This window comes from Kibdelosporangium philippinense, assembly GCF_021390435.2.
Lineage (GTDB): Bacteria > Actinomycetota > Actinomycetes > Mycobacteriales > Pseudonocardiaceae > Kibdelosporangium > Kibdelosporangium philippinense.
Window position 1 is genome coordinate 1,135,834 of record NZ_JAJVCN010000001.1, and the last position, 13,416, is coordinate 1,149,249.

Sequence of the window (13,416 nt, forward strand, 5' to 3'; positions counted from 1 at the left end):
GCCCACGCGATAGCCGATGCCGGTCTCGGGACCGGCGAAGCCGAACGATTCAACAGTCCTTTTTGGACTTGACTGGCGGGACTTCTCCTCAGCTGTCGAGGTTGGTGCGGCTGTTGGTCAGGGCAGGGATGTACCGTGAGTTCAGCTAATTGACCTGCAAGCCAACGCCGACCGCTCTGAGCACATGAGCGCGTGCCCCGTCCGCACGTTCGTCCGCGCAGACGACCAAAACTACGTCCGCCCGGCCCCGCGCTATGAGCCGGTGCGCGTAGTCGTCGGCGATGGAAGCGGAGTCCGCGCCGGAGGTGATCGCCGACAGCGGGCCCTTGATGTCGAGCATCTGGCACACGTATCCAGCGGTCACGCTCGCGACGATGTTGGGTGCCGTCACGGGGCTGACGAGTCGTAGTTCATCGCGATCCCGCAACGCGAACAGCTCCTCGATCGTGCCGATTGGGCCTGCGGCGGTGGCGAAGACCAAACCAACCCGCTCAGCGTCAGTGGTGCATCCGGCATCCGTCCACGCGGCGCTGCCTGCGGCCATGGCGAGCGCGCCGAGCTCTCCGACTCGGCCCGCGTACGCTCGCGGGATCAAGGCCAGCGCGGCGTCGAGATCAGCAACTCTCGCCGAGCCGCACACCTCCACGGCCCGCGCGGGATGGGTGTCAGCCACGCGGCGGGGTCGGCGGCCTAGCACGACTACGCCGTTGGCGCCGCCGAACGCGAGCGAGTTCGTGACGGCCACGTCAATCCGTGCCGGCCGCGAATGGTTGGGCACGACGTCCCAGTCGCTGACGGGCGCGACGTTGGCTGTAGGCGGCAGCAGTTGGTCACGGATGGCCAACGCGGTGAGCGCGGCTTCGACCACACCGGCGGCGCCGAGTGTGTGGCCGACCTGGGGCTTGGAGCTGCTGATGGGTGGGGCGTGCGGGCCGAACGCCGCGCGCATCGCCGCCAGTTCGGCCGTGTCGTTTGCCGGGGTGCCGGTGCCGTGCCCGTTCACGTAGTCCACTTCGGACGGTGCGATTCCCGCATCCCGCAACGCTATCCGCAACGCGCGGAGCAATCCCTCGCCGTCGCGCGGCGGGGCCGTCACGTGGAAGGCGTCGGAGGTGAGGCCGTAGCCGTTGACATAGGCGACGACGTCCTCGGCCTTCGGGTCGGCCTCCAGCACCAGCACCGCGGCGCCCTCGCCGAGGTTCACCCCGCCGCTGCCGCCGTATGGCCGCGACGGCGCGGGGTCGAGCGCCTTCCAGCTGCGGAACGTCGCCATCGTGGTCACGGTGAGGGTCTCCACACCGATCACGACCATGGTCCGCGCCAACCTCGCGCGCAGGACGTCGACCGCGTAACACAACGCGTTGGTGCCCGCGACGCAGCCGGTGCCGAAGACGACCCTGGGCCCGTGCGCACCGAGCGAGTCGGCAACGTCGTCGAGCACGGCATAGGGCTTGCCGCTCAACCACGCCGCCTCGGGCGCGCCGTTGGTGCCGATCGCCACGCCGGTGTCAGGTGGCAGGCCGTCCGGCGCGATCGAGGACACCAACGACGCCAGCACATCCGGACCGTCTATTTTGGACACGTAAGTGCCGTCGGTGCTGCGGACCGCGCTGGCACCGGCCATGACCTGGCGCCAGGTCTCCTCGGCGTCGGTGCCGAACCCGGTGGCGAGCGCGAGCCGCGTGATGGCGACGTCGGGCGTCATCGGCGCAGTTTCCCCATCTCGCTTCTCTCGATGCTGGACACGATCAGCACGTCGTGCGGTGCGAGACCCCAGGCCTTGAGAGCAACGCGGACCGACGTCGGCAGGGAAGGCGGCTCGGACGCGTCAGGGACGACGAGCACGGTGAAACTCTCACCGCGTACTGGGTCATCCACCGCCACGCACGCGAGGTCAGCGCACGGCACGGCGGCGCGCAGCCGGTGGTCGACGTCGTCAAGGTCAACCCGGACACCGTTGATCTTGCGCAGCCGGGTACGCCTGCCGTGGAACCGGAAGTGCCGCTCGTCGACCACTTCCACGAAGTCATCGGTGCACCACGTCGTCAGCCCGGCGGCGAGCCGGGGCCCGGACACCACGAGCGGCACCTCGCCGGTCTCCTCCTCGACAAGGGTTACGTCGTCGAAGAGGGTCCACGGCCCCTCGCGCCCCTGGCGGTGCGCGATGCCCCCGCTCTCGGTGGAGCCGAAGACCTCGATGACGCGCGCACCGAGTCCGGCGGCGACCTCGTCGGCCCCAGGCGGAAGGGTGGCGGTGCTGTGCATGATCGTGATCTCGGCGGCGGCCGAGAGGAGTTCCTGATCGCGTTGCAGGATCCGGAATGTCCACGGGATCGCCGTCACCCCGACCACCCGGCCGGCCACGTCGGCCGACAGCGCGTCGAGTCCTGGCTGGTAGTGCACTGGCACGCCCAGCACGGCGGGCAGCACAAGGGTTGTGAGCAGTCCGTAGAGATGCGGCGGAGGTGCGAACGCCAGCGTCAGGTCGACTGGGCTGTCATGCCAGAGTCCGGCCAGCAGAGCGGCCTCGTCCAGCAACTTCTCACGCGATCGCGACCACTCGCCGGGTGTGCCGGTGGCGCCGGAGGTCCGGACCACTACGGTGTCCGGCACCTCGGAACGCAGCATCGCCTCGCGATCCGGGACCAAGTCCCAGCGCACCCGCCACGGGCCGGAGGGCACCAGCGGGTCGGGTTCGCGCAGGTAGTGGCGCAGCACCCGCTCGGGCGCGAGTTCGATGCTCACTACGCACGCCTGCCGTCGAGCTTGCGCAGGACCCACTCGGTGAGCGCGGTGATGGTGTCCAACGTTCCCGCCTGCTCGTCGAGGGGCAGCGGGCCGGAGTCGAGCTCGAGTTCCAGCCTGCCGACGGCGTCGAGCTTCGCCAGGCTGTCGTACATCCCGTCCGGCACGTCGGTCAGCGGCTTGTCAGCTGGCCAGTCGTCGAGCGGGACACGCATCGCGTGCGCCACCGCCGCCCTGACCCGTGCTTCGATCTCCATTCGCCCACCGTTCGTTTCATTGGACCCGATACAACAGAAAATTGCTACGGAATAGCTGAAAGTTGCTATGCGGCGAGACGCTATCTTGTCAAAATCGAACCCGTGAACCGTGCTAACAACACGTCAAGCGCAACGAAAGAGCACTCGGACGATCATCCACATTAGACATTTCGAGCACGAAGACGCACACTTTTGGACACGCCGATTTCGCGCTACAGTAAAGGTGGACCCGTGGACGGGGATGGGTTTGTGGACGTTGAACCGGACGGTATGAGTTATCCCCTGGTCGCCCAGCTCGGGGCTGTGGAAATCATGCAGTGACCGCACTGGAATCCCGTATTGGGGAGTGAGTTCGACGTGCGCTCGATATCGGCGTTATACATTCCAGGGCGACTCGAATCCATCTTTCTGGAACGGGCAGCGCGGCCGATCGAAGTGATACTGAACGATGAGGTGATTGGCCGGGTCGCGGCCTGTCACAGATTCGTGCACGACATCCTCGCGACCGACGGATCGATCTACGGAATGACGACCGGATTCGGTCCATTGGTGTCGTTCGCGGGCCGTGCGGAGTTATCCGACCAAGCCGAGAACACCCTCAACCACCTGTCGACGGGCCACGGTCCAGACCTCGATCCCGCGGTGGTCAGGGCCGCTCTGTTGACGCGGCTGTGGTCGTTGACGCAGGGCCGCTCAGGGGTGTCCGTGCCGGTGGTCGATGCGCTGGCCACGATGCTGCGGACCGACTTCGCCCCCGCAGTCCCACGACTGGGCTCGGTCGGCGCCAGCGGCGACCTCGTGCCGCTCGCGCACGCGGTGCAGGCGTTGCGCGGCAACGGTTTCGCCTATGTCGGCGGCGTCAGGACGCCTGCGGACGCGGCATTGCGCGCGGCCGGGTTGGCACCGTTGGAGCTCGATGGGCGTGACGCGCTCGGCCTGGTCAACGGGACCTCGCTGACCGCCGCGGCCGCTGGGCTCGCGGTCGCTTCGGTGGCCAGATCGCTCGTCGTCGCGCAGCTGCTGTCGGCGCTCATGGCCGACTTGTTGGGCTGCGCGCCAACGTATTTGTCCGAGCGCCTGATCACCGCCTTCGGCCACGACGCTGCGAGCTCAGTCGCTCGCCGGATGCGCCACCTGCTCGCCGGGTCGACGCCCAGCAGCACCCGCGGGCTCCAGGAGCCCTACAGCATTCGCTGTGTGCCGCAGCTGCTTGGCGCTGTCGCTGGGGCGGTGGACCACGTGACGGCGGTCGTCGACGCCGATCTCAACGGGGTCAGCGACAACCCGTTGTTCTTCCCCGAGCACGGCGAAGTGGTGCACGGCGGCAACTTCTTCGGCCAGCCGGTCGCCTTCGCGGCGGACCTGCTGACCACCGCGGCCGTGCAGATGGGCAACCTCGCCGAACGGCAACTCGACCTGATGGTGGACCCGCACCGCAACGGCGGCCTGCCACCGATGCTGGCAACTGTGCCCGGCGAACAGCATGGTGTGCAGGGCGTACAGATCGCCGCGACCGCGACAGTCGACATGCGCCGAAACGCGACCCCAGCGTCGATGCAGAGCCTGCCGACGAACTTGCACAACCAGGACGTCGTCCCGTTCGGCACGCAGACGGCGCTCAACGCACTGGACCAGTCCCGTTCACTGCGCTGGCTGCACGGCGCGCTCGCCGTGGCGCTGCGGCAGGCGGTGCACGTGGGCGTCCGCCGCCCAACTTCGCAAGCGTGCGCCGCGGTGCTCGACCGGCTGGTGAACGTGGTGCCAGCCATCGACCCCGACCGTCCACTGCAGACCGACGTGGCACGGGCCGCGGAGCTGCTCGATCGGATGGCCGACGAGCAAGCGCTTGTGCCGTAAGTCCATTACTCCCATAGGAGCGCTGTTGATGCTGAACGACGCCCTGTCGACGCGAAGCCAGGTGGTCATCGTCGGTGGCGGGATAGCCGGAGCTTGGCTGGCATACCGGCTCGCCCAACGCGAAGTTCGCACGGTCCTGATCGCCGATGACGACCGGGCACAACCGCTGTCCCGCGCGGCAGCGGGACTGATCATGCAGGACGCCATTCACTGCACTGATCGCACGGCGCCATCCGTGTTCGCCGACAGCTCCACCACCCAGGATCCTCGTTATCAGGCCAGGATGATCGAGCGTGCCCGAGCTGAGTTCGACGCGCTTGCCCGGATCGTGCCGTACGGGCCGGTCGGCGACTTCGTCTGTCCGCTCGGCCCGACCCCTGGTATCCGCCTTGGCGCGGGCGATGACGTGGTGCGTCAGGTGTTGGCGAGGTTCGAGGAACACGGCGGCACCCGGTTGCGCGGACGGGCCACGGACTTCGTCGTTACCGGCGGCACGTGCCTCGGCGTGCGCTACGAGCACGAAGGCCAGCCCGGCAAGGTGCTCGCTGCCGATGTCGTTCTCGCGTCCGGTGGGTTCACCGGGTTGTTCGAAGACGGCCTCGGCTCCGGCACCGGTTACCTCCTGGGCACCTACGCCCGGCGTGGCGGCTGTCTGGCCAACCTCGAACTGTTCAACCGGTTCGCGCTTGGCGATCTCGACCATAGGCGCCCGCTCTACCCGTTCGTCCTCGAAGGTGCTCACCTGCTGCGGTCGGGCGAGCCCGCGACCGAGTTGGCGGGTGACTCGAACGACTTGGACGTGTTCACCCGTTACTGGATCGACAACCTCGACGTTCCGCACACGGTGGAGCTCGCCAACGGCGCCACAGCGCGACTCGGGCCCGTCAAGGGATTCTCCATGGGCGGCATCGCGAGCGCATCGGAACCGAGCAACATCCACGCCACCGGTGAGGCCGAGTACGGCATGTCCCTTGATTCGGTCGCAGGCAAACCGTTCTTGTCCTTCCTCGCCAGAGGCGCCGAACTCGCCGAAACGCTGGCACGGCGTGCGACTGGCGTGTCCACCGAGGACTTCGATGCCGGACCACCGGCGCCCCCGCCGGACAATGCGCTGCCCGCCGCGATTCAACGTCGGATAGCCACCTTGCAGGACAACAGGTTCTCCGTCGAGCGTGCCCATACCTTCCTCCAGTGGTGCGCACGTGAACGCGTACAACACTTTGCAGACACGGAATCCGTAGACCTGCTCATCCTCGCCGAGGCGTACACACGTGCGGTCTTGGCCCGACGCGAGTCCCGCGGTTTCTTCTACCGCCCCGACTTTCCCACGATCGATCCGGAGCTGGACAACCAGATAACCCATTGCCGGTATGACACCGACGAAGACACGGTGCACGTGAGCCTGTCACCAGTCGGGGCGGCCAAGGTATGACAAGGCCAACCTGGGATTTGACCGACGAGGGCATGACTCTGATCATGTACGGGGCCGTCGCATTCGAAATGCTGCACGCCGGACAGGGCTTGGGGCTCTTTTCTCACTTGTCGAAGCACCCTGGCTGCACCGCACGCGAACTGGCCGCCGCGATCACTGTGGACAGTTACCCGTTCGATGTTCTGCTTACCGGACTGCGCGGGTTGAAACTGGTTCTGGGCAACGATTCCGGCCTCCGCAACCACCCGTTGGTCGAACAGCGCATTGTTCAGGGCAGTGAAGCACTGCACCTGTCGTTCGTGCACACCATCGTCAACCCTGGGATCAGTGACTTCGCCGATTCGCTGAGGCGGAGCACGAACGTCGGCCTTCGTCATTTTCCCGGCCGTGGTGACACTCTCTACCGGCGGCTGGAGAACGATCAAGGCAAGCTGCGGGACCTGCACGACCACCTGCACGCGATCTCCGACAGCGCCATCACCGGCCTGATCGGGACCGGCGCCCTGGATGACTGCCGTCACCTGCTGGACGTGGCGGGCGGTACCGGCCGTGAGGCAATCGCGCTCGCCAAGCACTACCCAGACCTGAAAATCACGCTCGTTGATCTGCCTCCTGTCGCCGAGGCGGCATCGAGGAACATCGCCGCCCATGGCTTGACGGAACGGATCACCCCGGTGGCGTGCGACGTGTTCACCGACCCCCTGCCCACAGGGCCCGACAGTGCGCTCATCACGCACATGCTGCCGCTCTGGCCAGCGGAGACCAACATAGAGCTGTTGCGAAAGGTTCGGACGATCCTCCCGGAAAACGGGACTGTTCTGCTGTTCGACGCCATGCAGAACGATTCCCGTGACGGTCCACTGGCGACAGTGTTGTTCCCGGCGTACTTCCTGTCCGTCGCAACAGGACACGGCAACTTCTACCCGCAGTCGGCTTACGCGGAGTGGCTGAGCAAGGCCGGATTTGACCACATAGGACGATTCGGGGAACTCCCCGGAGACCATTGCCTCCACACGGGAGTGAAGTGACCGAGATCTTCTCGATGGAGTACTACGCGGATCCGTTCCCGACGCTGGCGCGACTGCGTGAGCACGAGCCGGTGGCGCGGGTGTCGCCGCCGTTCGCCGACGTCGACCTGTGGCTGGTGAGCCGCTACGACGACATCCGCGCTCTGTCCACGGACCGACGGCTCAGCGTCGACACGCAGTTGGCGAGCGAGCGGTTCCGCACGTCCGGGCTGGCCATGGGTATCGGCACGGCCTGGGAGAAGGCGTTCGTGGTGAACCCGGCGGACAACGTCCGTCAGCGGCGACTGGTCGGCGCCACACTCACACCGCGGATCGTCGAGGGCTGGACGGCGGTGATCACCGAGACCGTGTCGACTCTGCTGGACAACCTGGACTCGGATCTGGTGCAGGAATTCGGTTACCCGCTCGCCGTGACGACGATCGGCACCGTGCTGGGCATCCGGCAGTCCGACCACGAACTGTTGCGGGGCTGGGCCGACACCGCGACCAGCCCCGACCGTGCGGCGTCCACGCAGGCGTTGACGGACGCCCTCGCCTACATCGGCGAGCAGATCGAGATCAAGCGCAAGCGGCCCGCCGACGACCTGTTGTCGTTGCTGCTCAACGCATCCGACGGCGACGAACGACTGGACGAGGAGGAAGTCACGGCTATCGCGGGGAACCTGCTCATCGCGGCCACCGACACCACCGCGAACTTCTTCCCCAACGCCGTGGTCGCACTACTGGACCACCCCGGCCAACTCGCCCTGCTGCGCGAGGACCCGACGCTCGTCGATCGCGCGGTCGAGGAGGTGCTGCGCTACTCGAACCCGGTCGTGCTGTCCCCGGGGTTCCGGTTCGCCCTCGAGCCGATCGAGCTGCACGGCACGGTCATCCCGGCCGGGGGTACGGTCGGCTTTTTCCTCGCGGCGGCCAACCGCGACCCCCTGGCCTACGACGAGCCGGACGCGCTGCGGATCACCAGGGCGACCACCACTCACGTCGGCTTTGGCCACGGGCCAAACCACTGCGTGGGCTCAGCCCTGGCGCGATTGCAAGGCCGGATCGGGCTGACCGGCCTGCTGGAGCGATATCCGCGGTTCGGCATCGCAATCGACCGTGCTGAGCTGCGCCACCGCGTCTCGCCGTTCATGTACGGCTTCGACCGGCTACCGCTGATCCTTGGTTAGCGGCGTCAAATTGGACCGCGGCGGGAACCAATGAACTGCTGAGCGAAGGACTGTCGGGCGCTGCACATCCAGCGCCAGTACAAGGATAAGCAACGCCCTGTGCGCCGCCCGTGATTCCGAAGATCGCACCCACCGCCAGTACGGCACCCGCCAGGACCATTCGTGTTCTCATGCGGCCATCCTGGGACGTCCTCGTCCCGTCCGAAAGGGACCGTAGGCCCAGCGAGCCGGGAACGCCACCCGACTTGGATGTCATGAACGGCATCAAGAGGTGAGTGTCTCCCGGATGCGTGTCCGGTCGGTCCACAGGGCGGACAGCGGACGGCCTGCCGAAACACCGCCGTCGACACCGATGTCTTGGCCCGTGACCAGCCTGCTCGCGTCGCTGGCGAACCAGAGCACCGCCGCGGCGACGTCGTCTGTGGTGACGATTTCCTCGATAGGCTGAACTCCGGCTGTCAGCGTTGTCGTGCCTGCCGCGAGTTTCTCCGCTGTCGTGTCCGCCATCGAAGGATCGAGGCCGCCGCCTTTGGCGAAGATGCCAGTGGGCACGAAACCTGGCGAGACGCTGTTGACGCGCACAGCATGCTGAGCCAGATCGACGGCAGCGCACCGGGTGAGATGAATGACCGCCGCCTTGGCGGTGGAATAGTCCAAACCGGACCAACCCGCTGCTTTCCCGCCATGCTGCCCATGTTGATGATGCTGCCGGACCGCTGGGAGGCCATCTGGCGCCTGGCGTGTTCCTTCGGACACGAACAGTTCGGCGACGCGGGCGCCGATGCCGCTGGTGGCGCCAGTGATGACCGCGACCTTGCCGGGAAGACTCGTCATCGGTTACCACCGAATACAAGCTCTGTACGACTCACGGTGTCGAGTCAACCACATCGCGTCCGTTGAAAATTAGTGGTGTGTCCCGTAAGGTTGCCGCGTTTATTCGGCGGAGCCGGTGTCCGCTAGCGAGGATCGATCCGAGGTGGTCCGAGTGGCCCCGGATGCGGCATGTCCTCGGTGGAGAGTCGCCTTCTGCGTTGTCCCGTATTGGTCACGCTCGCGTCTGTTCGCGAGGGGCGTCTCACGCCAGTGCCAGGAGTTTCAGGAGTGGTGATCGGGCGTCGTTGGACCGGTGTTCAGGTCGGTGACCTGCACGTTTCCCTGGTGACACAGCGCGGAGGCCGTCATGGCCGCGGTCACCCTGGTGTCCTGCGGCGCCGTGCGGGCGGTAGGCCTGCGCGAGGGGAAGATTCGGTGCGTTCAACGCCGTCAAGGTGACCTTCACGGCATCAACATGGGGCACAGGTGTGGTAGGTGTGGCAGGTGTGACGCATGTGGCGATTGACCGTCTATTATGGACCGCCTGGAGGCTCGATTACCTGGTCAACGATTTGAGACGAGCCATTAGCTGGACGTTGTCAATCAGCACTGTCGCGATAGGACACAGAGTGATCGACTGGCGGACTTGTGCCGTCGACTGGCGGCAATGGGCAGAGGGGCGTGCAATGGCGGTGGACGACTGATCGAAGGAACACGATATGGGTGCTCTCACCTTGCCGACAGGCATCGGGTACACCGCCATGATCGCCGCGTACGCCCGTGCCCAAGAGGCCAAACAGGACAATCCACTGTTCGTCGATCCCTTGGCCGACCTGTTCGTCGCCGCGGCCACCGGCCTGGTGCCCGGCACGAATCTGCCGAGGTTGGGTCCAATCCGGATCGACGACGAGTCGCTGCTCTGGGATTTCCTCTCAGCGCTGTTCTGCGGCCGGACGCCGTTCTTCGACGCGCACATCAAGCAGCACGTCGGCGCTGGAATTCGGCAGATCGTGATCCTTGCCGCCGGACTGGACACCCGGGCGTTCCGGATGAATCTTCCAGCTACGACAACGGTGTACGAGATCGACACACCGGAGGTACTGGACTTCAAAGCCGCTGTGCTGGCCGATGAACAACCGACCGCCACCCGCGTCGCGGTGCCCGCCGACCTGCGTGAGGATTGGGCAGGCGCGTTGACCGCTGCCGGATTCCGCCCGAATGTTCGGACTCTGTGGCTTGTCGAGGGTTTGCTGATGTATTTCGACGCGGCCGCCGCGGACAACCTGCTTGCGACCATCAGTTCGTTGAGCTTGCCAGCGAACGGACTACTTACCGAGACCATCATCCGCAAGCCCGTGATGCAGGACGTGCCTGAAATCGTCGGCAGCGAGGATGAGGCAGTCACCCGCCTGTTCATGGAAGCCTTCCGAACACCTCCGTACCGCAATGTGGGCGACTGGATGTCGAGTCAGCGGTGGAGGTGCGATGAGGCGGTGACGCTCGCCGAGCAGCTCACGAGGGTGAACCGCCCTATTCCCGAGATAGTGCGCCGCTGTGCCGCTGACCCGTTCGGAACCGTGCTCGCGAGCTCCGTGAAGTTGCAGGATTGAGGAGCTACCTACTGCCAAGTAGGCGCAGTTCGCGGCCACGGTGGACCGCCGCGCCGCGGTCGGTGGCGCCGAGCTTGGCGTAGATCCTGCGGATATGTGTGTTGACCGTGTTGAGAGAGATCGACAGTTCTCCGGCTATCTCCTGACGGGTGAGGTTGGTCGGCAGGTAGCGAAGTACCCGAAGCTCGCTGCGGCTGAGGGCCTCGGTGGGAAAACGGGCTGACGCAGCCGGAGAGCCACTGCGGGCCGCGTCGAGGATGTCGGCGACGAGCGCGGCATGTGTGGTTTCCCAGGCAGGCAACGACTCAAGGAGCTCCCACGCTCCGGTCATGAGGAACGGAAGGATCAGCCGGTCCTGCTCCGCGAGGTCGAACGCCTGCTCGAGGGCGGCCGTGGCGCTGCGTTGGTCACCGAGGTCATGACACGCGATGGCGGTCAGCAGGCTGGCTTCGGTCTGGGTGAAGACGTCGCGTTCGATGGAAAGCTCGAGGTCGCGGCGGGCGGCGGCGGGATTGTGCTCGGCGAGCCGGATGACCGCCGCGGCAGTGCCGATCTCACCGGCAGCGGCGAGCGCCGTGCGGGCTTCGCCGATCATTCCGGCGCGGGCTTGGGTGGCGATCGTCCAGGCGACCACTCGATTCTTCAGTGCGTGCTCGCCGGCCATGGTCGCCTGGATCTTCTGCGCGGCGGCGAACTCGGTCACCGCGTTGCGGTGCTGGCCGCGTCCTGCCGCCATGAGCGCGGCAACCACGTGCACCAACAGTCGGATGCCTGGTTCGCCGTCAGACCGCACGCGGTCGAGCCATCGCTGGGCATCGTCGAACTCGCCGGTCCACACCAGAATCCAGGCGAGGGTGGCCTGTGCGGGCGCGATGACCGGTTCGGTGTCCCAGCCGTGCCGTGCGGCCAGCGCGATCGCGTCCTCGCAGCGTTGGCGGGCCAGGGCGAAGGACTGTCCGGTTGACGCGAAACCGAGGTACGCGAGACACGCCACCTCAAGGTACGGATGGTTGATGTCCCGAGCGAGGGCGGCGCCTTCCAGCAGGTGGCGTTCACTGTCGGCCAGCCGCCGTGACCACGCCTCGGTCACGGCGAGATTCAACAGGACAAAGGCACGCAGGTCCGTGTTGGCGGCAGGCAGCGCGTCCGCGTGCGCGGCCACGCAGTCGAAATGACCGCGCAGCCTGGCCAGCAGCAAGTCCAACGCGGTGACCGTCATCGGATGCTCGCCGGTGGATCGGGCGATCTCCAAGTGTCGCGCCGCCTCGTCGAGACGCATCGTGCCGAGCTCGTCCATCGCGTGGACGAGCGCGAGTGAGTCGTCGGGATTCGGAAACGATCTCAGCAGCGCCCGTACGGTTTCCGCCTGGCCGTCGAGGGTCAAGCTGAGCGCGTGGTCGGTCAGCAAGCCGGCCGCTTCGATCCAGTCCCCGGCGTTCTGCAGGTGCCGAATCGCGTCGACCGGCTGCGCGTGTCCCGCGAACCACCGGGCGGCGAGCCGGTGCAGTGCAGGGATCTCCTCGGCCTGGGTGCGGCGCAGTTCGAGCCGCAACAGCCCGGCGAACAGGCGGTGATAACGGAACCAGGTGCGCTCGGAGTCGAGTGGGGCGACGAACGCGTTGGCGTCCGCCAGATCCAGCAGGATCCGTTCGGACCCGGACGAGCCGGTGAGCAGATCGGCAAGCTCGCCGTTCACCCTGTCTACAAAGGACGTGCGCAGCAGCAGTCGCTGCACGTCGGCAGGCTGCCGCTCCAGCATCTCGGCCATCAGGTATTCCGCGACGGTCCGGTCACTGCCGGAGAACTCGGCCACGAACCGTTCCGGATCGGGATTGCCTGCCAGCGAAAGCACGGCGAGCCGCAGTCCGGCCGCCCAGCCCTCGGTCCGTTGCCGCAGCAGGTCGATCACGTGATCGGGCAGCGTGATCCCGGCAGCGGCCACCAGCTTCTTGGTCTCCGCGAACGTGAAACGCAGTTGGCAGCCGCGGATCTCGGCCAGCTTCCCGGCCAGTCGCATCTTGTGCAGGCGCAGCGGCAAATCGCGCCGGGTGGCCACGATCGCGTGCGCGAGCGGCGGAAGGTTCGTCAGCAGCACGGTCAGCGGCTCGACGGAACTCAGTTCGTGCGCGTCATCGATGATCAGGACGAACGGTTCGTCGATCGCGTTGATCTCGGACAGCACCTTGTCGCGACCGTTGCAGCCGGGTGCCGCGAACGGCGGCTCCGCTCCACAGGCGGCACGGATCTCGCTGAGCACGGTGAACCAGAACGTGTGCGCGTCCTGCTGGCCGGGACGGATCGACACGAACGCGATTCGGCGGTCCTGTTCCGGGCGGTCGGCCCATAGCCGCAGCAACGACGTCTTCCCACTGCCCGCGGGCGCTGAGATGAGCGTCACCTTCCTGCCGACAGCACTGTCCAGTGTGGAGATCAGGTCAAGGCGATCGATCAGCCCGGGCACGGCACCAGTGTAGTCGCTGAATCACCGGAATCCGGTGATGGCAA

10 protein-coding genes are annotated in these 13,416 nt (G+C 66.5%); 5 read left to right on the forward strand and 5 right to left on the reverse strand.

Annotation, left to right across the window (positions count from 1 at the left end):
* Positions 1-145: 145 nt before the first annotated feature.
* From LWC34_RS05280 to LWC34_RS05290, 3 genes are read right to left on the reverse strand one after another with little or no spacing between them, the layout of a single operon-like run.
* Positions 146-1,705 (reverse strand): beta-ketoacyl synthase N-terminal-like domain-containing protein, encoded by a 1,560-nt coding sequence (locus tag LWC34_RS05280; protein WP_233723270.1) that lies wholly within the window; start codon positions 1,703-1,705, stop codon positions 146-148.
* Positions 1,702-2,745, reverse strand: coding sequence for a class I adenylate-forming enzyme family protein (locus LWC34_RS05285; RefSeq protein WP_233723271.1), 1,044 nt, complete (start codon positions 2,743-2,745; stop codon positions 1,702-1,704). Before LWC34_RS05285 ends, LWC34_RS05280 begins: the two co-directional genes overlap by 4 nt.
* Positions 2,745-3,002: a hypothetical protein gene (locus LWC34_RS05290; RefSeq protein WP_233723272.1), complete on the reverse strand. Its 258-nt coding sequence runs from the start codon at positions 3,000-3,002 to the stop codon at positions 2,745-2,747. The genes LWC34_RS05285 and LWC34_RS05290 overlap by 1 nt, the downstream gene beginning before the upstream one ends.
* 357 nt (positions 3,003-3,359) lie before the next feature.
* On the opposite strand from LWC34_RS05290, the gene LWC34_RS05295 reads away from it, so the two are divergent.
* The 4 genes from LWC34_RS05295 to LWC34_RS05310 are packed head-to-tail and all read left to right on the forward strand — an operon-like array spanning position 3,360 to position 8,488.
* Positions 3,360-4,859 (forward strand): aromatic amino acid ammonia-lyase, encoded by a 1,500-nt coding sequence (locus LWC34_RS05295; RefSeq protein ID WP_372496424.1) that lies wholly within the window; start codon positions 3,360-3,362, stop codon positions 4,857-4,859.
* A 28-nt stretch (positions 4,860-4,887) separates the two neighbouring features.
* Complete coding sequence (locus LWC34_RS05300; protein ID WP_233723274.1) at positions 4,888-6,291, forward strand: FAD-dependent oxidoreductase; 1,404 nt, start codon at positions 4,888-4,890, stop codon at positions 6,289-6,291.
* Positions 6,288-7,319 carry a methyltransferase gene (locus LWC34_RS05305; protein ID WP_233723275.1) on the forward strand — a complete coding sequence of 344 codons (1,032 nt, stop codon included), beginning with the start codon at positions 6,288-6,290 and terminating at the stop codon, positions 7,317-7,319. The genes LWC34_RS05300 and LWC34_RS05305 overlap by 4 nt, the downstream gene beginning before the upstream one ends.
* Positions 7,316-8,488, forward strand: a complete 1,173-nt coding sequence (locus LWC34_RS05310) for a cytochrome P450 (RefSeq protein ID WP_233723276.1) — start codon at positions 7,316-7,318, stop codon at positions 8,486-8,488. Before LWC34_RS05305 ends, LWC34_RS05310 begins: the two co-directional genes overlap by 4 nt.
* Before the next feature lie 264 nt (positions 8,489-8,752).
* Here the strand turns inward: LWC34_RS05310 and LWC34_RS05315 are convergent, their stop codons facing one another.
* On the reverse strand, positions 8,753-9,322 hold the full coding sequence (locus LWC34_RS05315; RefSeq protein ID WP_233723277.1) for an SDR family oxidoreductase: 570 nt from the start codon (positions 9,320-9,322) through the stop codon (positions 8,753-8,755).
* A 698-nt stretch (positions 9,323-10,020) separates the two neighbouring features.
* Here LWC34_RS05315 and LWC34_RS05320 point away from each other — a divergent pair.
* Positions 10,021-10,911 carry an SAM-dependent methyltransferase gene (locus LWC34_RS05320; RefSeq protein ID WP_233723278.1) on the forward strand — a complete coding sequence of 297 codons (891 nt, stop codon included), beginning with the start codon at positions 10,021-10,023 and terminating at the stop codon, positions 10,909-10,911.
* Between the two features lie 4 nt (positions 10,912-10,915).
* Here the strand turns inward: LWC34_RS05320 and LWC34_RS05325 are convergent, their stop codons facing one another.
* Complete coding sequence (locus LWC34_RS05325) at positions 10,916-13,372, reverse strand: winged helix-turn-helix domain-containing protein (protein WP_233723279.1); 2,457 nt, start codon at positions 13,370-13,372, stop codon at positions 10,916-10,918.
* Positions 13,373-13,416: the final 44 nt, after the last annotated feature.

What these genes read in the sequence shown, in the direction of transcription:
- LWC34_RS05290 (WP_233723272.1), bottom strand. Translation starts at nt 3,002, where the DNA reads ATGGAGATCGAAGCACGGGTCAGGGCGGCGGTGGCGCACGCGATGCGT.
- LWC34_RS05320 (WP_233723278.1), top strand. Translation starts at nt 10,021, where the DNA reads ATGGGTGCTCTCACCTTGCCGACAGGCATCGGGTACACCGCCATGATC.
- LWC34_RS05300 (WP_233723274.1), top strand. Translation starts at nt 4,888, where the DNA reads ATGCTGAACGACGCCCTGTCGACGCGAAGCCAGGTGGTCATCGTCGGT.
- LWC34_RS05305 (WP_233723275.1), top strand. Translation starts at nt 6,288, where the DNA reads ATGACAAGGCCAACCTGGGATTTGACCGACGAGGGCATGACTCTGATC.
- LWC34_RS05315 (WP_233723277.1), bottom strand. Translation starts at nt 9,322, where the DNA reads ATGACGAGTCTTCCCGGCAAGGTCGCGGTCATCACTGGCGCCACCAGC.
- LWC34_RS05280 (WP_233723270.1), bottom strand. Translation starts at nt 1,705, where the DNA reads ATGACGCCCGACGTCGCCATCACGCGGCTCGCGCTCGCCACCGGGTTC.